Below are 21,270 nucleotides of genomic sequence, written 5' to 3' on the forward strand. Positions count from 1 at the left end.
GAAACCGGTTCGCGGGCTCCCGTAGACTGGAGGCTCATGGCTGAGTGCCATACCCACGTCTAGGAGTGCCCCAGCCATGATTTCCGCGAACGCCCTGGAGCTTCGTGCCGGTGCCCGCATCCTGATCGAGTCCGCCAGCTTCCGGATCGCCCCGGGCGACCGGATCGGCCTGGTCGGCCGCAACGGCGCGGGCAAGACCACCCTCACCAAGGTGCTGGCGGGCGAGGGCCTGCCGGCCGGCGGCACGGTCACCACCTCCGGCGAGGTCGGCTACCTGCCGCAGGACCCGCGCACCGGCGACCTCGACGTCCTCGCCCGCGACCGCATCCTCTCGGCCCGCGGCCTCGACACCGTGCTGAAGAAGATGCGCGAGAACGAGGAGCGGATGGCCAACGGCAAGGGCGCCACCCGCGACAACGCGATGAAGAAGTACGCCCGGCTGGAGACCGAGTTCCTCACCAAGGGCGGCTACGCCGCCGAGGCCGAGGCCGCCACCATCGCCGCCGCGCTGGGCCTGCCCGACCGCATCCTGGGCCAGCCCCTGCACACCCTCTCCGGTGGTCAGCGCCGCCGCGTCGAGCTGGCCCGGATCCTGTTCTCGGACGCCGACATCCTGCTGCTGGACGAGCCCACCAACCACCTCGACGCGGACTCGATCGTCTGGCTGCGGGACTTCCTGAAGACGTACAAGGGCGGCTTCATCGTCATCTCGCACGACGTCGACCTGGTCGAGACGGTCGTCAACAAGGTCTTCTACCTGGACGCCAACCGCTCCGCCATCGACATCTACAACATGGGCTGGAAGCAGTACCAGCAGCAGCGCGAGGACGACGAGAAGCGCCGCAAGCGCGAGCGCGCCAACGCGGAGAAGAAGGCCGCGACGCTCAACGCGCAGGCCGACAAGATGCGCGCCAAGGCCACCAAGACGGTCGCCGCGCAGAACATGGCCCGCCGCGCCGAGAAGCTGCTCTCCGGTCTGGAGCAGGCCCGGGTCTCCGACAAGGTCGCCAAGCTGCGCTTCCCCGACCCGGCCCCGTGCGGCAAGACGCCGATGACCGCCTCCGGGCTGTCCAAGTCGTACGGCTCGCTGGAGATCTTCACCGACGTCGACCTGGCCATCGACCGCGGCTCCAAGGTCGTCGTCCTCGGCCTCAACGGCGCGGGCAAGACCACCCTGCTGCGGATGCTGGCCGGGGTGGAGAAGCCCGACACCGGCGAGGTGATCCCCGGGCACGGCCTGAAGATCGGCTACTACGCGCAGGAGCACGAGACGCTCGACCCGGAGCGCACCGTGCTGGAGAACATGCGCTCCTCGGCGCCGGACACCGACCTGGTGCAGATCCGCAAGATCCTCGGCTCCTTCCTGTTCTCCGGCGACGACGTCGACAAGCCCGCCGGCGTCCTCTCCGGCGGCGAGAAGACCCGGCTCGCCCTGGCCACCCTGGTGGTCTCCAGCGCGAACGTGCTGCTGCTCGACGAGCCCACCAACAACCTCGACCCGGCCAGCCGCGAGGAGATCCTCGGTGCGCTGCGCTCCTTCACCGGCGCCGTCGTCCTGGTCACCCACGACGAGGGCGCGGTCGAGGCGCTCCAGCCCGAGCGGATCATCCTGCTCCCCGACGGCGTCGAGGACCTGTGGAGCCCCGCCTACCACGATCTGGTGTCGCTGGCCTGAACCCCGCCCAGCCGGCCGTGAGCACCGGACGGCGCAGCGGAGTAGACGCCGGATCGGCCCGTGGTACGAGAAGATCTGGTCTTCCGGCGAAACCGGGAACAGCTGAGCCCCGGCTTCCGTTTTCGGTCGGGGCGCTGACCGGCGTGCGCGGTTTGCCCGCTGACGGTCCGGGCTGAGCAGCGGATTCGCTCACCCAGCGGAGCACTTGGGGGGCGCGTGCACCCTGCGTGAGCGCCCTGGTGCGGAGCGAACACCACCGCAGGACTGCGCTTTCCCGCGACCGACCTTGTCGAATGGGTGGCCAGGAGCCTTGCAATGGGTGATCATGGGATTCTGACCGATCACCTCTACGAGGAGGCACGGGTGGCCGAGACTCTGAAAAAGGGCAGCCGGGTAACAGGTGCCGCGCGTGAGAAGCTCGCGGCCGATCTCAAGAAGAAGTACGACTCCGGCGCGAGCATCCGCGCCCTCGCGGAGGAGACGGGCCGCTCCTACGGCTTCGTCCACCGGATGCTCAGCGAGTCCGGGGTGAACCTCCGGGGTCGCGGTGGCGCCACCCGTGGCAAGGGCAAGGCGGCTGCGGTCGCCGGTTCCTGACGACCCATCACCTCCGGCGGGCGGCCTCCGAGCAGCCCCGGCCGCCACGGCTCTTGCACGCGCTGCTCGCCTCGCACCATGCTCCACAACGGATCGGCGGCCGGGTTCTCCCGAGCCGCCGACCGCCGTTTCCGGACCCGTGCGCACGCGTTCCTGTACGCGCCGGGACGGCTTTGTTACTCTCCAGTAGCCCGTCGGGGTCGGCGGGCCTTTCCCTGCCCAGTCGCTGGAGGTAGCACCGCCATGACCGACCACATCCCCGACGCCGACCGCCTCGCCTGGGAGCAGGCCGGGGTCCGCCTCGACCTGGACGGCGAGCTCGCCGTGGTCACCCTCTGCGACCCCAAGCGCCGCAACGCCCAGACCCCCGCCATGTGGCGCGCCCTCGCCGCGATCGGCCGCGCGCTGCCCGGCAGTGTCCGGGTCGCCCTGCTGCAGGCCGAGGGCTCCTCCTTCTCGGCCGGCCTGGACCGCGCGATGTTCACCCCCGAGGGCATCCCCGGCGAGACCACCTTCCTGCAGCTCGCCGCCCTGCCCGACGCCGAGCTGGACGCCGCCATCGCCGGCTTCCAGGAGGCCTTCACCTGGTGGCGCCGCACCGACCTGATCACCGTCGCCGCGGTCCAGGGCCACTCCGTCGGCGCCGGCTTCCAGCTCGCGCTCGCCTGCGACCTGCGGGTGGTCGCCGAGGACGTCCAGTTCGCCATGAAGGAGACCTCGCTCGGCCTGGTCCCCGACCTGGCCGGCACCAAGCCGCTCAGCGACCTGGTCGGCTACGCCCGCGCCCTGGAGATCTGCGCCACCGGCCGCCGGGTCGGCGCCCAGGAGGCGGTCACCATCGGCCTCGCCAACCTGGCCGTGCCCGCCGCGGACCTGGCCGGCGCCGCGAGCGACCTCGCCGCCGCCCTGCTCGCCGCCCCGCGCGGTGCCGTCATCGAGACCAAGGCCCTCCTGCTCGGCGCCGCCGCCCGCGACTACGACGCCCAGCGCGCAGCCGAACGCGAAGCCCAGGCCCGCCGCCTGCGCGAGCTGGCCGGCCTGGCCTGACCCCGCCCGACCGCAGACCGCGAGCCGGCCGTCCACCGCGTGGCACCCCGCCACCCGGTGGACGGCCGGCTCGCGTCGGTGGGGGTGATCCGGCTCTTGGTTGGCGGACTGACGGTGCGTGAGGTGTGGCGGAATGTCAGAGTTGGGGTGATTTGCGGTATAGCTGGAGTCGAACGTCAGGAGGCCCGTGATGGCGCAGAGCCCTACTCCCACCCCCGCCGATCTGCACAAGAGCGTGTCGGAGAGCCAGTCCGGTGATGAGCGCGGGCGGACGGCGCTCGCGGTCGGGGTGGTGGAGAAGATCGCCGGGATGGCGGCGCGGGAGGTGTCCGGGATCCATGCGCTGGGGTCGGGCTTCACGCGGACCTTCGGGGCGATGCGCGACCGGGTGCCCGGGTCGAAGTCGAGTGTCGGACGCGGGATCAAGGCCGAGGTCGGCGAGAAGCAGACGGCGATCGACATCGCGCTGGTGGTGGAGTACGGGGTGGTGATCCCGCTGCTCGCCAGCCAGGTGCGGGCCAACATCATCGAGGCGGTGGAGCGGATGACCGGCCTGGAGGTGGTCGAGGTGAACATCGCGGTCAACGACGTCCACCTGCCCGACGAGCCGGACGAGGAGGAGGAAGAGGTGCCCTCGTCGTCGGGACGGCGCCCGCGCGTGCAGTGAGAAGTGGTCCGGTCGCGAGAAACCCGAAGGAGTAGCGGATGAACCTGGCGTTGGTGGGCCTGCTCGCCGGCATGGCCCTCGGCTTCGCCGGCTACTTCGGCGGTTTCGCCGCGTTCCTGCTGGTCGCGGCGCTCGGCGCGGTGGGCTTCGTGGTGGGACGGCTGATCGAGGGCGACATCGAGCTCGGTGACCTCGGCGATCTGCTGCGCGGCCGGGACCGGCGGCGTTGATGGCGTACCCGGGGGTGGTCGCGAGCCCGCCCGCACAGCGCGGCGGTGAGCGGATCGCGGACCGGGTGTACCGCCGGATCGCGGCCCGGGCCGCCGCCGACGCGCTGGCCCCCGCCTGGGCGGAGCGTCCCGGCCCGCGGCCGTACCCGCAGGTCTCGGTGCTGGTCTCGCACGGCCGGGTCCGGCTCACCCTGCACCTCGAACTCCCCTTCCCCTGCGACGTGTCCACCCTCGCCCGCACCGCCCGCGAGGCCGCGTGCGCGCGGGTCACCGAGCTCACCGGCACTCCCGTCACCGTCGCCGACGTGGTCATCGACCGCCTCCACGCGGCGGCCGCCCGATGACCGCCCCGCCGGAGCCGGTCCCGCCGGAGCCGGTCCGGCCTGACGAGGCGGTGGAGGTCGAAGGCGGCGCACCCGAGCCGGAGCCCGAGCCGGAGCCGAAGCGGTGGTCGGGCGGGCGGTGGCTGCGGGCCGAGCGCGGGGTGGCGACGGCGGTCGTGGTGGCCGTCGTCGTGGTGGCGGCGGGGGCGTTGCTCTACGACGTGATCGCGGTGCGGGCCGGCGGGCACGCCAGGCCCTGGCGGCAGGACCTGGCGGACCAGTTGGCGACCCGTCACCTGGACGATCCGTGGGTGCTCGGGTTCGCCGCCGGCGCGGTCACGCTCGGTGTGCTGCTGCTGTGGCTGGCGTTCGCCCGGGGGCTGCGCGGCTGGCTGGCGCTGGAGCCGCGCGGGACGGCGATCCACCGCAGCGCGGTCACCGCGCTGATCGACCGGCGGGTCCGGGAACGCGCCGACGTGTACTCCTGGCAGGTGCGGGCGGGCCGCCGTCGCACCCGGGTGACCGTCGCCGGGACCACCGATCCGGCCGGGGTGGAACAGGAGTTGCGGGCCGAGCTGGCCCGCATCCCGTTCGCCGTGCCGTACCGGCTGGACGTCCGCACCCGGCCGGTGAAGGAACACCACCGCCACCGCCGGGACCTCGCCGAGCTGGAGCCGCCCCGATGAGCCGTCGCCGCCGGATCACCCGACGCGCCGTCAACCGCACCGTCCTGGCAGCGGTCGGGCTGGTCCTGCTGGTCGGCGGGCTGCTGGTGCTGCTCGGCGGCTTCGACGTCTACGGCCGGCTGGGGATCACCCCGCCCGGCTGGTGGCCGCTCACCTCGCCCGACCAGCCGGTGCTCAGCTCCGCCTCCCGCGCCGACTGGTCGTCCCGGTCCTGGTGGTGGCCGGTGGCCGTCGCGGTTCCGACGGTTCTCCTGCTGGGCGGCCTGTGGTGGCTGTTCTCCCAACTGCGACGCGGCGGCCCGGCCGGGGTCGACCTGCCCTCCCCGGCCGCGCCCGGGCAGCCGCACTTCGCCCTGCACGTGCGCAGCCGCGCGGTCGAGGAGGCGGTCGAGTCGGAGGCCGTCGCGCTCCCCGACGTCGACCGCGTCACCGTCCGGGTCACCGGCGCCTCCCACCGCCCCGAGCTGCACACCGCGCTCCGGCTGTCGCCGTACGGCGACACCGGCGCACTGGTCGACGCCTACCGCACCGGGCCGGTCGAGCACGCCCGCCACTCGCTGGGCCTGGCCGAGCTCTCCACGGAGCTCCGCATCCGGGTGACGAAGCCCCGCAAGGCGCGGACGAGCAAGACCAAGCGGGTCCGGTAGGCGGGGGACTACAGGCCGCGGAGGGCGCCGCCGTCGACCGGGAGCATCAGGCCGGTGAGGTAGGAGGCGGCGGGGGAGAGCAGGAAGGCGGCGGCCCGGCCGAACTCGGCGGGGGTGCCGTAGCGGCGCAGCGGGATGCCGGCGGCGGCCGCCTCGCGGGCGGCGGCGGGGTCGGCGGCGAGGGAGTCGAGTTCGCGGACGCGGTCCGTGTCGATGCGGCCGGGGAGCAGCCCGAGGACCCGGATGCCGCGGGGGCCGAGTTCGTCCGCGAGGGTCTTGGCGGCCATCGCGAGGCCGGGGCGCAGGCCGTTGGAGATGCCGAGGCCGGGGATCGGCTGGCGGACCGAGGTGGAGAGGACGAAGGCGATGACGCCGCCGTCGCCGAGATGTTCGGCAGCGGTGCGGGCGAGCCGGAGGGCGCCGAGGAAGACCGCGTCGAACGCGGCGTGCCAGGCCTCGTCGGTGGCGGTGGCGACCGGGCCCGCGGTGGGACCGCCGACGCTGATCAGTACGCCGTCGAAGCGGCCGAAGCGCTCGCGGGCGGCGTCGATCAGCCGCTGCGGGGCGTCGTGGTGGGCGTTGTCGGCGACCACGCCGTGCGCGTGGTCGCCGAGGGCGGCGGCCGCGGCGGCGACCGACTCGGGCGTGCGCCCGCTGATCACCACCCGGGCGCCCTCGGCGACCAGTTGTTCGGCGGTGGCGCGGCCGAGGCCCCTGGTCGCGCCGGTCACCACGTACACCCTGTCCTGCAGTCCGAGATCCATGCCGACCATTCTCCCCGGCCGGCCCGGCCCGGAGCGGGAGGGTCAGCCCACCGGGATGCCGGGGTTGACCAGGGCGGTGCCGCCGGTGACGGTGTTGTCCGCGGTGACGGTCACAGGGCAGGCGACGGCGTCGTAGTCGGTGACGTCGATCGCGTACTTGGCGGCGTTCGCGCCGCTCGCCCCGGTCAGGTCGGAGTGGTTGCCGCGGAAGACGGTGCCGCAGCCCCAGCCGGGCAGTTGGGCGTGGGTCTGGTAGCCGTCGTTCATGGTCCGGACGCCGGTGTTGTTCTCGATGACGTAGCCGTTGCCCTTCACGTCGACCCAGGAGTCGTCGTAGTTGACGTTCGTCAGGCCGTTGCCGTCGAAGCGGTTGCCGGAGACCAGGCCGCCGGTGGTGCCCTCCTTGAGGTCGATGTTCTCGCCGCCGATGTTCGGGCCGATCACGTTGTCCAGGATCTGCACGCGGTCGCTCCGGTCGGTGAGCGTGTTGGCGGTGCCGACGTACACCCCCTCGCCCTTGCCGTCGTGGGCGCTGCCGGTGTCGTGGACGGTGGAGTTGCGCAGCACCCCGTCGCTGCTGGAGTTGCGGAAGTGCACGCCCTCCATGCTGGTGTGATGGACCGTCACCCCGTCGATCACCACGTGGGTCGAGGCGTCCAGCATGATGCCCTTCTGGGCGCCGGTGAGGGTGATCCCCTGGATCGTCCAGTACGAGGCGCCGTTCAGGTACAGCGCGTTGCCGCCGCCGGTGGTGGTGGAGAGCACCGCGTTGGGCGAGCCGCTGAGGGTGATCCGGGCGGCGGCGGTGCCGGGCGTGGAGGCCTTGAAGTTGCCGACGTAGGAGCCGTCGGCGAGCTGGATGGTCTGCCCGGGGGCGGCGGCGGTCAGCGCGGCCTGCAGCTCCTTGCCGTTGGTGACCCGGACCGTGCTGCCGGCCGGGGAGGAGCTCGCGGTCGGAGTCGGCGTCGGCGTCGGCGTGGGTGTGGGCGTGGGGCTGGCGGTGGTGGTGGCGGACGGTGACGGGGTGGCGGTGGCCGTGCCGGTCGCGGTGAGCGAGACGTCGTCGGCCAGGTACGGGGTGCCGTACCAGCCGCTGAGCGTGACGGTGACCTGGGTGGTGGCGGCGCCGGTGGTGAAGGTGCGGGTGAGCTGCGCCCAGTCGGCGGCACCCGTCCAGGTGGAGGTGGCGACGCCGGTGCCGGAGGCGGCCAGGGTGACGTAGGAGCCCTTCACCCAGGCGGTCAGGGCGTAGGAGGTGTTCGGCTGCACGGTGACGGTCTGTGAGCAGGGTGCGAGGTCGCTCGCGCCGGGCGTGCCGCTGAGGGCGTAGCCGCCGGAGTGGGGGGTGGCGGCGGCCCGGGCGGTGCCGGTGCAGCTCCAGGGGGAGAGCGCGCCGGTCTCGAAGCCGGGGTTGGTGAGCAGTTCGGTGGCGGCGGTGGCCTGGCCGGGCAGCAGCGTGAGGGCCGCGCTGCCCAGGCAGAGGGCCCCGGCCGCGGCGAGGCCGCGGCGGGTGGTGTGCGTCATGACGGTTCGCTCCGTTGTGGGGGGAGAGCGGTTGCGGACGAGGTGCACCCAGCAATGTGGACTAGACCAATACGGGGCGTCAATGGGCGCGCCGCCAGCGGGCGGCAATGGCGCGCGGCCCGGAACCGTTCGAAGATGGGGGAGACCGGACCACCCACCCGAGGTGCAGCGCATGGACAGTCGGCGGTTGCCCGACATCGACGGCGTCGCGGCGGCCCTGGTCGACGGCGATGGCCTCGTCGTGGGCTGGAGCGGCGCCGCCGAGAAGCTGCTGGCGCTCAGCGCCGAGCAGGTCACCGGCCGTCCGGTGCGCGACCTGCTCGCGGAGGGCGAGGCCGCCGCGACCGGCCGCCGGGCCGGCGAGGTGCGGCTGCGCACCGGCAACGGCGAACCGCTCACCGTCGTCTACCAGGTGCTGCCGCTGGCCGCCGCGGACGGCGAGGTGCGGGTGCTGGTCCTGGTGGTGCCCGCCGACACGGTGGCCCGCCGGCGGCAGGACGAGGCGTTCACCCGGGAGCTGTTCAAACAGGACCGGCTCGGCCTCGCCGTCTTCGACCGCGACCTGCGGCTGGTGCGCACCAACACCCACCTGCTGCCGTACAGCGGCCTGCCCGCCGACCTGTCCGGGCACCGCCTCGGTGACTTCCTGCGCCCCGACGACGCGGCCGCCGCCGAGGCGATCCTGCGGCAGGTGGTGGCCACCGGGGAGCCGGCGGTCCGGGCCGAGCTGCTGATCCGCACCCTGGACGACCCGCGCGGCGGCGTGGTGATGGAGCTGCAGGCGTTCCGGCTGCAGGGCCTGGACGGGGCGGTGATCGGGGTGACCGCGCTGTTCGGCGACGTCACCGAGCTGCACCGGTACCGGCGGCGCGCCGACGTGCTGCACCGGGCCACTGCCGCGCTCGGCGGGTCGCTGTCCGTGGTCGGCACCGCCGAGGACCTCGCCGGGGTGCTGGTGCCCGGGCTCGGCGTGCGCGCCGAGGTGGACATCGCCGAGGCGGTGTTCACCGGCGACGAACCGGCGCCGGGACCCGACGGCCTGACCGCACTGCGCCGCACCGCCGCCGCCGGGCTGCCGAGCGGGCGGGAGTCGCTGCCCGACCCGACCTCGGTGCCGCCGAACGGCGCCGCCGTCCCGGCCGACGGCGACGGCCGTCCGCTCGGGCCGCTCGGCCTCGAACTGCTCGACCGCCCGGCGTCCCGCCGCGCCGACCCGCCGTCGATGTCCGCCCCGCTGCGGGCCCGCGGCGGGCCGCTCGGCCGGGTCACCGTCCGCCGCGACCCGGCCGACGGGCCGTACCAGCAGGAGGACCTGGACCTGCTGCGGGAGATCGCCGCGCGGGCCGCGCTCGCCCTGGACAACGCCCGCCGCTACACCCGCGAGCACCGCGCCGCCGTCAGCCTGCAGCGCAGCCTGCTGCCGCCCGCCGAGACCACCGTCACGGCCGCCACCACCGCCAGTGTCTACCGGCCCACCGACACCGCGACCGGCGTCGGCGGCGACTGGTTCGACGTCATCCCGCTCTCCTCCGCCCGGGTCGCGCTGGTGGCCGGCGACGTGGTCGGCCACGGCCTGCAGGCCAGCGCCACCATGGGCCGGCTGCGCACCGCCGTGCGCACCCTCGCCGACCTCGACCTGGAACCCGACGAGCTGCTGGTGCACCTGGACGACCTGGTCTCCCAACTGGTGGTGGAGGCCAGCGAGGAGGAGCGCGAACGCGGCGTCGCCGATCCGTCCGGCGCGACCTGCGTGTACGCGGTGTACGACCCGGTGACCGGGCTGTGCCAGGCCGCGAGCGCCGGGCACCCGCCGCCCGCGGTGGTGCACCCCGACGGGCGGGTGGAGTACCTGCGGGTCAACCCGGGGCCGCCGCTCGGCGTCGGCGGGCTGCCGTTCGAGGCCGCCGAGCGGGCGCTGCCGGCCGGCAGCGTGCTCGCGCTGTACACCGACGGGCTGATCGAGGGCAGCAGCGGCGACCTCGACGAGGGGATGGCGCAGCTGTCCGGCCGGCTCGCCGAGGCCGACCTGGCCGGGGACCTGGCGGCGGCGGGCCGGGCGATCGTCGCGGAGATGTCCACCGCCGGGCAGAGCGACGACGTCACGCTGCTGCTGGCCCGGCTGCACCCGGTGCCGCCGGAGGACATCGTCGCCTGGACGCTGGAGGCCGACCCGGCGGCGGTGGCCGGGGTGCGCGGGGAGGCCACCCGGGCGCTGGAGCGGTGGGGGCTGGACGAGCTGGTGTTCACCACCGAGCTGGTGCTCAGCGAACTGGTCACCAACGCGATCCGGTACGCGGGCGGCCCGGTCGTGGTGCGGCTGATCCGTTCCTCGGTGCTGACCTGCGAGGTCTCCGACCCGAGCGCCACCCAGCCGCGGATGCGCCGGGCCCGGCTCACCGACGAGGGCGGGCGCGGGCTGTACCTGGTCGCCCAGCTCACCGAGCGCTGGGGCAGCCGGTACACCCGCAACGGCAAGACCATCTGGGCCGAGCAGCCGATCGGCCGGTCGCCGCTCAGCTGGTAGCGGCCACCGCCTCCGGCGCGGGCGCGGCCTCGTCGGCGGGCTGCCGGGCCTCGCGGCGGGCCATCACCACCAGGCCGACCGGCACCAGCGCGGCGAACAGCCACCACTGGACGGCGTACGCCATGTGCGGGCCGATGTCCGAGTGGCCCGGCTCGGCGAGCAGCTCCGGCGGGTTGCCGGCCGGTGGGACGGCGGAGGCCAGCTCCAGGTAGCCGCCGAGCACGGTGGCGCCGGAGGCCTTGGCCTGCTGCTCGCTGTTGATCAGCTTGTACATCCGGTCGGGCAGGCCGCCGCGGTCGCGGATGCCGGAGGACGCGGCGGTCTCGTCGGCGCGCAGCCGCCCGGTGACGGTGACCTCGCCGCTCGGCGGGGCGGGCACCGCCGGGTAGCTGGTGGCGTCCGCGGCGGAGTCCACCCAGCCGCGGTTGACCAGCACCGAGCCCTTGCCGTCGGCGAGCACCAGCGGGGTGATCACGAAGTAGCCGATCGAGCTGCCGCCCGGCTCGGTGCGCCCGCGGATCACCACCTCGTGCGCGGTGTCGTACCGGCCCTGCGCGGTGACCGTCCGCCACACCCGGTCGGTGGGGACGGACCAGCCGGGCGAGGAGAGCGCGTCGAAGGCGACCGCCGGGCTGCCCAGGTTCTGCGCCACCAGGTGGTTGCGGGCCACCCGGGCCTCGTGCCGGTGGTACTGCCAGAACCCGAGCCGGACCATGGTCGGGATCAGTAGCAGCGCCACCACGGCGATCGCCGCCCAGCGCGCGGACAGCAGGAATCGGTACACACCCGGCACGCTAATCCTCCTTACCGCCGCGTCACGCACCGGGGTGCGGCGCGACCTCCCGCAACAGGTGCAGGAACGCGTCCTCGCCGAGCACCGGGGTGCCGTACTCGCGGGCCTTGCGGGCCTTGCCGCTCCACGAGCTCGGCTCGTTGGTGACCAGCAGGCTGGTGAGCCGGCTGACCGAGCCCGCGATGTGCAGGCCGGCCTCGATCGCGCGGTCCTCCAGCAGCTCCCGGTCGGTGGCGGTGTCGCCGGTGATCGCCACCCGCATGCCCTGCACCAGCGGGTTGCCGTCCGCCCAGCGGCCCGGGTTCGGGTACGGGCACGGCGGGCGCTTGCGGCTCGGCCGGTACGAGCTGCTCCAGGCGCGGCCGCCCGCCGGCGCGGCGTCGGACTCGCCCAGGTCGGTGACGGCCACACAGGTGGTCAGCGGCAGCGGCACCCCGCCGTCGCGGGCCAGCCGCAGCGAGGGCCGGAACACCTCGGCGAGCACCCGGGCGTCGTCCAGCGCGTGGTGCGCCTGGCGCTGGCGGACCCCGAAGTGCGCGGCCAGCGAGGCGAGCTTGCCGTTCGGCAGCGGCAGGGCCAGGTCGCGGGCGAGCACCATGGTGCACAGCCGTTGCTCGACCGGGGCGCGCAGCCCGGCCCGGGAGAACTCACGGGAGATCATGTTCCAGTCGAAGAGCGCGTTGTGAGCGACCATCACCCGGCCGCGCAGCTGCTCGGCGAACTCCTCGGCGACCTCCGGGAAGGTCGGCGCGCCCTCCAGCGCCTCGCTGGTCAGGCCGTGGATCCACACCGGCCCGGGGTCCCGCTCCGGGTTCACCAGGGTGTACCAGTGGCCGGTCACCTCGCCGTCCCGGTCCAGCTGGTAGACGCCCGCCGAGATCACCCGGTCCGAGCGGCCCAGGCCGGTGGTCTCCACGTCGACGACGGCGAAGCCGCGCGCCGCCCCCTCGCCGGGGCCGGAGCGCTGTGCCGGGAACGGCGAGGACGGGAATGGCGCGTGCATAGCGCACCACTCTACGTGCAGTGGCGGACGGCCCAGTGCGATTCCCGCAGACCAGTGGCGGCTTAGGCTTGGCACAAGGGTGCGACACCCTGGCACCTCTCCCCAGCACGAAGGACAACCCTCATGCGCGCCACCGTGATCCACGGACCCAAGGACATCAGGATCGAGGAGGTGCCCGATGCCCGGATCCAGCGGCCCACCGACGCGGTCGTGCGGGTGCTGAACGCCTGCATCTGCGGCAGTGACCTGTGGGCGTACCGCGGGGTGGCCGCCCGGGTCGCGGGGCAGCGGATCGGGCACGAGTTCCTCGGCTTCGTCGAGGAGGTCGGCCCCGAGGTGCGCGACGTCACAGTCGGCGACCTGGTGGTGGCCCCGTTCGTCTGGTCGGACGGCGTGTGCGACTTCTGCCGCGAGGGCCTGCAGACCTCCTGCCCGCACGGCGGGTTCTGGGGCGAGGTCGGCTCGGACGGCGGACAGGGCGAGGCGGTCCGGGTGCCGTTCGCGGACGGCACCCTGGTGAAGCTGCCCAAGGAGGCGGCCGGGGACGAGCAGCTGCTGCCCGGGCTGCTGGCGCTCTCGGACGTGATGGCCACCGGCCACCACGCGGCGGTCTCGGCGGGCGTGCGGCCCGGCGCCACCGTCGCGGTGGTCGGCGACGGCGCGGTCGGGCTGTGCGGCGTGCTGGCCGCGCACCGGCTCGGCGCCGGCCGGATCATCGCGCTCGGCCGGCACCCCGCCCGGACCGAGATCGCCCGCGCCTTCGGCGCCACCGACGTGGTGGCGGAGCGCGGCGAGCAGGCGATCGAGGCGGTGCGCGAGCTGACCGGCGGTCAGGGCGCGCACGCCGTGCTGGAGGCGGTCGGCACCGAGGAGTCGATGCGCACCGCGATCTCGATCGCCCGGGACGGCGGCGCGGTCGGCTACGTCGGCGTGCCGCACGGCGGCAGCGCCGGTGTCGACATCGGCCAGATGTTCGGCCGGAACGTCCAGCTGCGCGGCGGCGTGGCCCCGGCCCGGGCGTACATCCCCGAGCTGCTGCCGGACGTGCTGTCCGGCGCGATCGACCCGGGTCGGGTGTTCGACCGCACGGTGGGCCTGGACGAGGTCCCGGAGGGGTACCGGGCGATGGACGAGCGGACCGCGCTCAAGGTGCGAATCGCCTTCTGAGACAGCCCAATTGACGGATCATCACACCGGGGCGGCCCTTTCCTGGCCGCCCCGGTGGCGTGTTCTGGTCAGTTTTCGGCCACATCGCGCGGGGAAGCTATCCGCTGCTCGGTCATCGATCTAGCATGCAGCGCACTCAATGTGACGTCCCTCACGTCCATCTGATCGTCCGCCGTACCGAAGACGTCAGGAGTCCCGCGTGGCACGCCCCCCTGAGACCGTCCCCGAATCGTTCCAACGTATTGAGGAATCCCCCGAGTTCCAGCAACTGCGCGGATCCTTCCGGGGGTTCGCCTTCCCCGTCACCGCCGGTTTCCTCCTCTGGTACCTGCTCTACGTCCTGCTCTCCTGCTACGCGCCCGGCTTCATGGGCACCAAGGTCGTCGGCAACGTCAACGTCGCGCTGGTGCTCGGCATCCTGCAGTTCGTCAGCACCTTCGCCATCGCCGCCTGGTACGCCCGCTACGCCGGTGCGCGGCTCGACCCGGCCGCCGACCGGATCCGCCAGGGCGCCGAGGCCGCGCTCCCGGCCCAGCCGGTCGACCGTCCCGCCGTGGCCGAGGAGGCTGCCGAATGAACCTGGCCAGCTCCGCGAGCGACCACCGCACCCTGATCATGATCCTGTTCGGGGTCTTCGTGCTCGCCACCCTCGGCATCACCGTCTGGGCCGGCCGGCAGACCAAGGACGCCGCCGACTTCTACGCCGGCGGCCGCGGCTTCACCGGCTTCCAGAACGGCCTGGCGATCTCCGGCGACTACATGTCCGCGGCGTCCTTCCTCGGCATCGCCGGCGCCATCGCCCTGTTCGGCTACGACGGCTTCCTCTACTCCATCGGCTTCCTGGTCGCCTGGCTGGTCGCGCTGCTGCTGGTCGCCGAACCGCTGCGCAACTCCGGCCGCTACACCATGGCCGACGTGCTGGCCTTCCGGATGCGCCAGCGCCCGGTGCGCACCGCCGCCGGCATCTCCACCATCGTGGTGTCGATCTTCTACCTGCTGGCCCAGATGGTCGGCGCCGGCTCGCTGGTCGCCCTGCTGCTCGGCGTCAGCGGCGAGGGCGCCAAGCGCTGGACCATCCTAGCGGTCGGCGCCCTGATGGTGATCTACGTCGCCGTCGGCGGCATGAAGGGCACCACCTGGGTGCAGATCGTCAAGGCCGTGCTGCTGATCGCCGGCACCGCGCTGATGACCGTCCTGGTCCTCGCCAAGTACCACTTCAACCTCTCCGAGCTGCTCGGCGCCGCCGCGAGCGCCAGCGGCAAGGGCAGTGCCTTCCTGGAGCCGGGCCTCAAGTACGGCGTCACCGGCACCACCAAGCTGGACTTCATCAGCCTGGGCCTGGCCCTCGTCCTCGGCACCGCCGGACTGCCGCACATCCTGGTCCGCTTCTACACCGTCCCCACCGCGCGGACCGCCCGGAAGTCCGTGCTCTGGGCGATCGGCATCATCGGCGTCTTCTACCTGATGACCCTCGCCCTCGGCTTCGGCGCCGCCGCCTTGGTCGGCCCCAAGACCATCAAGGCCTCCAACGCGGCCGGCAACACCGCCGCGCCGCTGCTCGCCGAACAGCTCGGCGGCGGGGCCGGCTCCACCGGCGGCGCGATCCTGCTCGCGGTGATCTCCGCGGTCGCGTTCGCCACCATCCTCGCCGTGGTCGCCGGACTCACCCTGGCCTCCTCGGCCTCCTTCGCCCACGACCTGTACGCCAACGTGATCCGCCGCGGCAAGGCCAGCGAGAAGGAGGAGGTCGCCTCCGCCAAGCTCGCCGCCGTCGCGATCGGTGCGATCGCGATCCTGCTGTCGATCTTCGCGGACAAGCTGAACGCCGCCGCCCTGGTCGCCCTGGCCTTCGCGGTGGCCGCCTCGGCCAACCTGCCGACCCTGCTCTACTCGCTGTTCTGGAAGCGGTTCAACACCGTCGGCGCGGTCTCCTCCACCTACGCGGGCCTGATCACCGCGGTCACCCTGGTGATCTTCTCCCCAGTGGTCTCCGGCGGGAAGAACTCGCTCTTCCCGCACAGCGACTTCCACTGGTTCACGCTGGAGAACCCCGGCCTGATCTCCATCCCGGTCGGCTTCCTGGCCGGCTGGCTCGGCACCCTGCTCGCCAAGGAACAGGCCGACCCGGCCAAGTACGCCGAGCTCGAGGTCCGCTCGCTCACCGGCCTCGGCGCGCACTGACCGGTCGGGGCGGCCGGCGCCCACGGGCCGGACCGCTCCCGGGACTCGTCCCCGTCCCTCGCTAAGCTGGCCCGGTCGCCTCCCCGGCGACCGGGCCGGCGGCGTTCCCGCCGCTCCCAGCGGAAAGGCGGGCCGGGATGCTCCTCGACACCTACGGCCGGCAGGCGGTCGACCTGCGGGTCTCCCTCACCGACCGGTGCAACCTGCGGTGCACCTACTGCATGCCGGAAGAGGGCCTCCAGTGGCTCGGCAAGCCGTCGCTGCTCACGGACGAGGAGATCGTCCGGCTGGTCGGCCTGGCGGTGGCGGAGCTGGGCGTCCGCGAGGTCCGCTTCACCGGCGGCGAGCCGCTGCTGCGGCCCGGGCTGGTGTCGATCGTCACGGCCTGTGCCGCGCTCACGCCGCGACCGGAGATCTCGCTCACCACCAACGGCATCGGGCTGGCCCGGGTCGCCACCGGACTGCGCGACGCCGGACTGGACCGGGTGAACGTCTCGCTGGACACGCTCGACCCCGAGACCTTCTTCGCCCTGACCCGGCGCCGGCGGCACGCGGACGTCCTGGCGGGGCTCGCCGCGGCGGAGGAGGCCGGGCTGCGGCCGGTCAAGCTCAACGCGGTGCTGATGCGCGGCGTCAACGAGCACGAGGCCGCCGGGCTGCTGGAGTGGTGCCTGGAGCGGGGCTACGAGCTCCGCTTCATCGAGCAGATGCCGCTCGACGCGCAACACGGCTGGGACCGCTCGCAGATGGTCACCGCCGCGGAGATCCTCACGCTGCTGCGCTCCCGTTTCGACCTCACCCCTGAGCCGTCGTCAGTCCGCGGCGCCGCCCCCGCCGAACGCTGGCTGGTCGACGGCGGCCCCGCCCGGGTCGGCGTGATCGCCTCGGTCACCCGCCCGTTCTGCCGCGCCTGCGACCGCACCCGCCTCACCGCCGACGGCCAGGTCCGCAACTGCCTGTTCGCGGAAGGGGAGACCGACCTGCGCGGCGCACTGCGGGCCGGCGCGACCGACGCCGAACTCGCCGAGCTGTGGCGGGCGGCGATGTGGGGCAAGAAGGCCGGCGCGGGCATCGACGACCCCGAGTTCCTCCAGCCGCAGCGCCCGATGTCGGCGATCGGCGGATAGCCGCGACGCCCTCCGATCAGAGCAGCAGCCCGGCGGCGGCCGCGCCCCGCGCTTCCACGTCCGTCCCCCGCAGGTCGTGGAGGCAGGCCCGGGCCACGTCGACTATCCCCCGGGCACCCGGGACGTCGAGGAACTCGGCCACCAGGGCCGCGATGTCGGTGTCCTCGACGATCAGGCCGTAGACGAACACGCCGAACGCCTGGCTGCCGGCCGCTCCGGGGTCGTCGCTCCGCATCGCGTCCCGGAACGCGCTCCAGGCCGTGGCCGACCCTTGCCTCCCCACCTCGTGCAGGTGCAGAGTGGCCTCCTCCAGCAGGAGGTCGAGGTTGGTCGGATCCTGTGCGGCCGCCTCGTCCAAGGCCTGGCGAGCCTCGCCGAGCCGCCCCTGGAGGCGGAGGACCGACGCGGCGTCGCACCGGTGTCCGGGATTCGTGGGATCAAGGGCCGCGGCGGCGGTGAAGTCGGCGAATGCGTCGTCGAGCCGACCCGCCAGACGGTGCGTCAGCCCGCGCGCATTCACGGCCGCTACGAACGATGAGTCGATGTCGAGCACGGCGGTGAAGTCGGCGACGGCGTCGTCGAGCCGCCCGGCCAGACGGTGCGTCAGCCCGCGCGTGAGTTGTACCCAGAGATCCAGGCTACCGGCCGCCGAGGCGGCGAGGGCGGCGTCGAGGTCGGACATGGCCTCGTCCAGCCGGCCGACGGCGCGATACGCATCGCCCCTGACGCCGAGGGGCACGGTGTAGCCGGGGTCGACGGTGAGTGCGGCGGTGAGGTCGGTGATCGCGTCGTCGTACCGTCCGGCCCGGCGGTGGGCGGCACCGCGCCGGGTCAGAGTGACGGCGTTGGCGGGGTTGATGGCGAGTGCGGCGGTGAGGTCGGTGATCGCGTCGTCCGGCCGGTCCGCGAGTCGGTGGACCTCGCCGCGTTCGCTGAGAGCCCATGCGTAGTCGGGGTCGATGGTGAGTGCGGCGGTGAGGTCGGTGATCGCGTCGTCGTACCGTTCGGCCTGACGGTGAGTGGTGCCGCGTTCGCTGAGGGCCCATGCGTAGTCGGGGTCGATGGTGAGTGCGGCGGTGAGGTCGGTGATCGCGTCGTCGTACCGTTCGGCCTGGCGGTGGGTGGCGCCGCGCCGGGCGAGGGCGGTGGCGTTGGCGGGGTTGACGGCGAGGGCGGCGGTGAAATCGGTGATCGCGTCGTCCAACCGGTCCGCGAGTCGGTGGACCTCGCCGCGTTCGCTGAGGGCCCATGCGTAGTCGGGGTCGATGGTGAGTGCGGCGGTGAGGTCGGCGATCGCGTCGTCGTACCGCTCGGTTTGACGGTACGTCAGGCCGCGTACGCCGAGGGCCCAGGTGTACGTGGGATCCAGGATGAGTGCGGCGGTGAGGTCGGTGATCGCGTCGTCGTACCGCTCGGCCTGACGGTGCGCGGCGCCGCGTTCGGCCACGGCCCACGCGTAGTCGGGCTCCAGGGCGACGGCGGCGGTGAGGTCGGTGATCGCGTCGTCGTACCGTTCGGCCTGGCGGTGGGTGGCGCCGCGTCGGGCGAGGGCGGTGGCGTTGGCGGGGTTGACGGCGAGGGCGGCGGTGAAATCGGTGATCGCGTCGTCGAACCGGTCCGCGAGTCGGTGGACCTCGCCGCGTTCGTACAGGGCCCAGTCGTCGTGGCCCCGGCTGACGCCCACCGTGAGGTCCGCGAGTGCCTCGTCCAGTCGGCCGGCCGCCCGGTACGTGGTACCCCGCTCGATGTACAGGGAGGCATCCGACGGATCGATGGCCATGGCGGCGGTGTAGTCCGCGATCGCCTCGGGCCAGCGCTGCGCCGCATGGTGTGCGGCGGCGCGGAACCCGAGCACCGCCGGGTCGCCCGGTTCGATCGCCAGTGCGCGGTCACAGTCGTCGACGGCATCGTCGGGGCGGCCGCTCGCGGTGCGGACCATGGCCCGGGCCATGAGGGCATCGGCGGAGTCCGGGACCAGTCCCAGCGCCGCGTCGAGATCGGCCGCCGCCGCTTCCCGCCGCTCCAGGAAGTGGTGGGCGAGGCCTCGGTGGATCAGCGGCTGAGGGAGCCCCGGGGCGAGCGCCACCGCCTGGTCCAGCAGCTCGAGCGCCTCGGCGTCCGATCGCCCGACCATGAGGTAGCGCGCCTGCCACGACAGGGCGTGCGCGCGGACCCGTGGCGGCAGTTCGGGGGAGACGAGCACGGCGAGCGCCTCCTCCTCCGGGTCCCAGTCGTCGACGGCCTCGCGGATCCGGTCGGCCCAGTGCGTCAGGGCCGGGTCGGCGCTGTCCCGGGCGGCGAGGTCGAGGGTGTCGGCCCAGGCGGGGAGCAGGTCGGCGTGGCGGCCGGCGGCCTCCGCGGTGCGTTCGAGTGCCACGGACAGGTTGGCCACCGGGTCGGCGCAGAGCAGGTGGTAGGTCTCGTCGAGGAGGTGGCGGCGGTGTCGGGCGTCGCCACCGAACCGGTTGCCCGGCAGGGTCTGTTCGAGGGCGGTACGGGCGTCGGTGTGGTGCCGCGCCAGGCGGGTGTGACCGTCGTGCCACTGGCGCGATGAACGGATCCGGCGGTGGCGGACCAGGCTGGCCCGGACCACCGCGTGGTACTGGTGGGAGGCGTCGTGGCCGGAGACGAAGGGTTGGGCGAGCAGCCACTCCCAGTGCGGTGCGGCCGGGTCGTCGACGCTGCGGCGGAACAGGTCCTGGTCCAGCCGGGGCGGCAGCGCCGCGGCCAGGATCGTCTCGCGGAGTTCTGGCTCGGGTATCCATTGCAGGAAGCGCTGGACGGCCTTGTCGACCGCGTCCGTCCCGGCGTCGGTGACCTCGTCCGCGGTGCCGGGCTCGGTGCCGGCCAACAGGGCGAGCAGCAGCGGGAGCCCGAGGGACATCCGGATGATGGCGTCCACCGCCTCCGGGGCGTGCACGCCGCGACCGGCGAGCAGGTCGCGGGCCTCCTGTGCGGAGAAGGTCTCCAGCCGGACGTCCACCACGACGTCCCGCAGCTGGGCCCAGTCCCGTTCGGCGAGTTCGTCTCGGCCGGCCAGCACGATCAGGACCTCCAGCGGGAGGTCGCCGAAGGCACCGGTGATCAGGTCGCGCAGCCAGCTGTCCAGGTGGCGGCCGGTGATCTCCCAGGTGTCGAGGAACAGGGCCACCCACGGGGTCCGGTCCGTCCGGCAGATCCGACCGAGCTCGGTGACGAACGCCCGGCTGAGCAGGGTGAGTTCGGAGTCACCGGTGGGGCGGCGGCGGCGCACGGCCGCGAGCACCCGGTCCGTTCCCTGGGCGACCGTCTCCGGTGTGGTGAACGCGGCCGCGCCGGGGACGAGGGTGTTGGCCGTGCCCAGGGCCGCCTGGGCCACCACCCGGGCCGGGAGCGAAGGCGATCCGTCGGCCGAGGCGGGGTCCAGGGACGCCTGGGTGCGCTGGTATCGCTCCAGGGCCTTCTCGAAGTCGCGCAACGGTCCGGCTTGGTCGGCGAGTTGGGCGGCCAGGGCGGTGAGGGCGGTCTCCACGCCGTGGACTGCGGTCTCGTCGACCACGGCGGTCACGCCGCCGGCTCGGCGGGTGGCGGTCTGCCACTGGGCGAGCAGCGTGGACTTGCCGACTCCGCCGACGCCTCGGACGTGGAAGAGGAATTCGGCCGGATCGGTGCCGGCGTCCGGGTCGGGGTTCTTGGCGAGGTTGTCCGCGAACAGTGCCAGTTGGGCGCGTCGGCCGACGAACTGGGCGTCGACGCGGCGGCGCAGGGCCTCGGCGCGGGACATCCGTCCCGGTGTGCGTGCCATCTGGTTCCCCCCGGAAGCCGAGCACTGTAGGACCGACGGTAGCGAGCGGGGGAGGGGCCTGTCAGCCGTACCGGGCGGTCAGAACCGCTCGGTTTCCTTGAGGAAGCCGCGGACCGCGAGGAACTGGCTGAGGGACTCGCGGTGGTCGTCGCAGGCGAGCCAGGTCTTGCGGCGGTCGGGGGTGTGGAGCTTGGGGTTGTTCCACAGGAGGGACCAGACGGCGGCTTCGCGGCAGCCCTTGGCGGAGCAGACCGGCGGGCCGTCGGGGCCGGTGGGGGTGCCGAAGAGGGGGTGTGCGCCGGTGTCCATGGTCCGATCCTATGCCCGGACATGACGACGCCGGGCAGCCACGGGGGGAGCTGCCCGGCGTCGGTCCGTCGCTCCGACGGGGGATGCGGAGCGCTAAGGAAGTATGGCACGGCGGGAGCCCCGGAAGTGCGTCCCTCTGATGATTAATTTGAGGATCGTCTGAGCTTTCCACCAGTCATATCACTGCATAAACGGACATATGATCCGCGCGAGTTGAGGAAC

General features: G+C 73.5%; 19 protein-coding genes and 1 pseudogene. 13 read left to right on the forward strand and 7 right to left on the reverse strand.

Annotation, left to right across the window (positions count from 1 at the left end; genetic code table 11):
- Positions 1–76 precede the first annotated feature (76 nt).
- The 8 genes from ACWD4U_RS15590 to ACWD4U_RS15625 all read left to right on the forward strand — a co-directional run bounded on the left by ACWD4U_RS15590 (position 77) and on the right by ACWD4U_RS15625 (position 5,872).
- The gene (locus tag ACWD4U_RS15590; protein WP_363455986.1) at positions 77–1,675 is read left to right on the forward strand and encodes an ABC-F family ATP-binding cassette domain-containing protein; all 1,599 of its coding nucleotides are present in this window, start codon (positions 77–79) and stop codon (positions 1,673–1,675) included.
- A 363-nt stretch (positions 1,676–2,038) separates the two neighbouring features.
- Positions 2,039–2,272, forward strand: a complete 234-nt coding sequence (locus tag ACWD4U_RS15595) for a helix-turn-helix domain-containing protein (RefSeq protein WP_363456107.1) — start codon at positions 2,039–2,041, stop codon at positions 2,270–2,272.
- 243 nt (positions 2,273–2,515) lie between these two features.
- A complete protein-coding gene (locus ACWD4U_RS15600; RefSeq protein WP_363455983.1) occupies positions 2,516–3,319 on the forward strand; it encodes an enoyl-CoA hydratase/isomerase family protein in 804 nt (267 codons plus the stop codon).
- A 190-nt stretch (positions 3,320–3,509) separates the two neighbouring features.
- Positions 3,510–3,986, forward strand: a complete 477-nt coding sequence (locus ACWD4U_RS15605) for an Asp23/Gls24 family envelope stress response protein (RefSeq protein WP_363455980.1) — start codon at positions 3,510–3,512, stop codon at positions 3,984–3,986.
- 38 nt (positions 3,987–4,024) lie between these two features.
- Complete coding sequence (locus ACWD4U_RS15610; RefSeq protein ID WP_363455977.1) at positions 4,025–4,216, forward strand: hypothetical protein; 192 nt, start codon at positions 4,025–4,027, stop codon at positions 4,214–4,216.
- Complete coding sequence (locus ACWD4U_RS15615) at positions 4,216–4,560, forward strand: hypothetical protein (protein ID WP_363455974.1); 345 nt, start codon at positions 4,216–4,218, stop codon at positions 4,558–4,560. Before ACWD4U_RS15610 ends, ACWD4U_RS15615 begins: the two co-directional genes overlap by 1 nt.
- Positions 4,557–5,225 (forward strand): DUF6286 domain-containing protein, encoded by a 669-nt coding sequence (locus ACWD4U_RS15620; protein ID WP_363455972.1) that lies wholly within the window; start codon positions 4,557–4,559, stop codon positions 5,223–5,225. The genes ACWD4U_RS15615 and ACWD4U_RS15620 overlap by 4 nt, the downstream gene beginning before the upstream one ends.
- Positions 5,222–5,872: an alkaline shock response membrane anchor protein AmaP gene (locus ACWD4U_RS15625; RefSeq protein WP_363455969.1), complete on the forward strand. Its 651-nt coding sequence runs from the start codon at positions 5,222–5,224 to the stop codon at positions 5,870–5,872. Before ACWD4U_RS15620 ends, ACWD4U_RS15625 begins: the two co-directional genes overlap by 4 nt.
- Before the next feature lie 8 nt (positions 5,873–5,880).
- On the opposite strand, the gene ACWD4U_RS15630 is transcribed toward ACWD4U_RS15625, so the two are convergent.
- The 3 genes and pseudogenes from ACWD4U_RS15630 to ACWD4U_RS15640 all read right to left on the reverse strand — a co-directional run.
- Positions 5,881–6,636 carry an SDR family oxidoreductase gene (locus tag ACWD4U_RS15630; RefSeq protein ID WP_363455967.1) on the reverse strand — a complete coding sequence of 252 codons (756 nt, stop codon included), beginning with the start codon at positions 6,634–6,636 and terminating at the stop codon, positions 5,881–5,883.
- A gap of 42 nt (positions 6,637–6,678) precedes the next feature.
- Positions 6,679–7,707: a right-handed parallel beta-helix repeat-containing protein gene (locus ACWD4U_RS15635; protein WP_449787203.1), complete on the reverse strand. Its 1,029-nt coding sequence runs from the start codon at positions 7,705–7,707 to the stop codon at positions 6,679–6,681.
- A gap of 30 nt (positions 7,708–7,737) precedes the next feature.
- Positions 7,738–8,358 (reverse strand): annotated as a pseudogene (locus tag ACWD4U_RS15640) (carbohydrate binding domain-containing protein); the annotation flags it as partial.
- On the opposite strand from ACWD4U_RS15640, the gene ACWD4U_RS15645 reads away from it, so the two are divergent.
- Positions 8,333–10,684 (forward strand): SpoIIE family protein phosphatase, encoded by a 2,352-nt coding sequence (locus ACWD4U_RS15645; protein ID WP_363455964.1) that lies wholly within the window; start codon positions 8,333–8,335, stop codon positions 10,682–10,684. The pseudogene ACWD4U_RS15640 and the gene ACWD4U_RS15645 sit on opposite strands and share 26 nt — an antisense overlap.
- On the opposite strand, the gene ACWD4U_RS15650 is transcribed toward ACWD4U_RS15645, so the two are convergent.
- Together ACWD4U_RS15650 and ACWD4U_RS15655 are read right to left on the reverse strand one after the other, a co-directional pair.
- The gene (locus tag ACWD4U_RS15650) at positions 10,674–11,468 is read right to left on the reverse strand and encodes an SURF1 family cytochrome oxidase biogenesis protein (RefSeq protein WP_363456105.1); all 795 of its coding nucleotides are present in this window, start codon (positions 11,466–11,468) and stop codon (positions 10,674–10,676) included. The two genes, ACWD4U_RS15645 and ACWD4U_RS15650, sit on opposite strands and share 11 nt — an antisense overlap.
- 31 nt (positions 11,469–11,499) lie before the next feature.
- The gene (locus tag ACWD4U_RS15655; RefSeq protein ID WP_363455961.1) at positions 11,500–12,480 is read right to left on the reverse strand and encodes a DEDDh family exonuclease; all 981 of its coding nucleotides are present in this window, start codon (positions 12,478–12,480) and stop codon (positions 11,500–11,502) included.
- A gap of 123 nt (positions 12,481–12,603) precedes the next feature.
- Here ACWD4U_RS15655 and ACWD4U_RS15660 point away from each other — a divergent pair, with 123 nt between their 5' ends.
- From ACWD4U_RS15660 to moaA, 4 genes are all read left to right on the forward strand, one after another.
- Positions 12,604–13,647, forward strand: coding sequence for a zinc-dependent alcohol dehydrogenase family protein (locus ACWD4U_RS15660; RefSeq protein WP_363455958.1), 1,044 nt, complete (start codon positions 12,604–12,606; stop codon positions 13,645–13,647).
- 199 nt (positions 13,648–13,846) lie between these two features.
- Positions 13,847–14,224 (forward strand): DUF485 domain-containing protein, encoded by a 378-nt coding sequence (locus tag ACWD4U_RS15665; protein ID WP_363455956.1) that lies wholly within the window; start codon positions 13,847–13,849, stop codon positions 14,222–14,224.
- A complete protein-coding gene (locus ACWD4U_RS15670) occupies positions 14,221–15,828 on the forward strand; it encodes a solute symporter family protein (RefSeq protein WP_363455953.1) in 1,608 nt (535 codons plus the stop codon). Before ACWD4U_RS15665 ends, ACWD4U_RS15670 begins: the two co-directional genes overlap by 4 nt.
- A gap of 137 nt (positions 15,829–15,965) precedes the next feature.
- Positions 15,966–16,955, forward strand: coding sequence for a GTP 3',8-cyclase MoaA (gene moaA / locus ACWD4U_RS15675; RefSeq protein ID WP_363455950.1), 990 nt, complete (start codon positions 15,966–15,968; stop codon positions 16,953–16,955).
- Positions 16,956–16,971: 16 nt separating this feature from the next.
- On the opposite strand, the gene ACWD4U_RS15680 is transcribed toward moaA, so the two are convergent.
- On the reverse strand, positions 16,972–20,739 hold the full coding sequence (locus ACWD4U_RS15680; protein WP_363455947.1) for a tetratricopeptide repeat protein: 3,768 nt from the start codon (positions 20,737–20,739) through the stop codon (positions 16,972–16,974).
- A 78-nt stretch (positions 20,740–20,817) separates the two neighbouring features.
- Positions 20,818–21,048, reverse strand: a complete 231-nt coding sequence (locus tag ACWD4U_RS15685; protein WP_363455945.1) for a hypothetical protein — start codon at positions 21,046–21,048, stop codon at positions 20,818–20,820.
- Between the last annotated feature and the right edge of the window lie 222 nt (positions 21,049–21,270).

The sequence above is a fragment of the Kitasatospora sp. NPDC002522 genome (genome assembly GCF_053595195.1).

Bases quoted from the DNA above. Each gene is read 5' to 3' on its own strand.
- ACWD4U_RS15680 (WP_363455947.1), bottom strand. From the start codon at position 20,739: ATGGCACGCACACCGGGACGGATGTCCCGCGCCGAGGCCCTGCGCCGC.
- ACWD4U_RS15630 (WP_363455967.1), bottom strand. From the start codon at position 6,636: ATGGATCTCGGACTGCAGGACAGGGTGTACGTGGTGACCGGCGCGACC.
- ACWD4U_RS15625 (WP_363455969.1), top strand. From the start codon at position 5,222: ATGAGCCGTCGCCGCCGGATCACCCGACGCGCCGTCAACCGCACCGTC.
- ACWD4U_RS15610 (WP_363455977.1), top strand. From the start codon at position 4,025: ATGAACCTGGCGTTGGTGGGCCTGCTCGCCGGCATGGCCCTCGGCTTC.
- ACWD4U_RS15600 (WP_363455983.1), top strand. From the start codon at position 2,516: ATGACCGACCACATCCCCGACGCCGACCGCCTCGCCTGGGAGCAGGCC.
- ACWD4U_RS15655 (WP_363455961.1), bottom strand. From the start codon at position 12,480: ATGCACGCGCCATTCCCGTCCTCGCCGTTCCCGGCACAGCGCTCCGGC.
- ACWD4U_RS15685 (WP_363455945.1), bottom strand. From the start codon at position 21,048: ATGGACACCGGCGCACACCCCCTCTTCGGCACCCCCACCGGCCCCGAC.
- ACWD4U_RS15670 (WP_363455953.1), top strand. From the start codon at position 14,221: ATGAACCTGGCCAGCTCCGCGAGCGACCACCGCACCCTGATCATGATC.
- ACWD4U_RS15645 (WP_363455964.1), top strand. From the start codon at position 8,333: ATGGACAGTCGGCGGTTGCCCGACATCGACGGCGTCGCGGCGGCCCTG.
- ACWD4U_RS15615 (WP_363455974.1), top strand. From the start codon at position 4,216: ATGGCGTACCCGGGGGTGGTCGCGAGCCCGCCCGCACAGCGCGGCGGT.
- moaA (WP_363455950.1), top strand. From the start codon at position 15,966: ATGCTCCTCGACACCTACGGCCGGCAGGCGGTCGACCTGCGGGTCTCC.
- ACWD4U_RS15620 (WP_363455972.1), top strand. From the start codon at position 4,557: ATGACCGCCCCGCCGGAGCCGGTCCCGCCGGAGCCGGTCCGGCCTGAC.
- ACWD4U_RS15590 (WP_363455986.1), top strand. From the start codon at position 77: ATGATTTCCGCGAACGCCCTGGAGCTTCGTGCCGGTGCCCGCATCCTG.
- ACWD4U_RS15605 (WP_363455980.1), top strand. From the start codon at position 3,510: ATGGCGCAGAGCCCTACTCCCACCCCCGCCGATCTGCACAAGAGCGTG.
- ACWD4U_RS15660 (WP_363455958.1), top strand. From the start codon at position 12,604: ATGCGCGCCACCGTGATCCACGGACCCAAGGACATCAGGATCGAGGAG.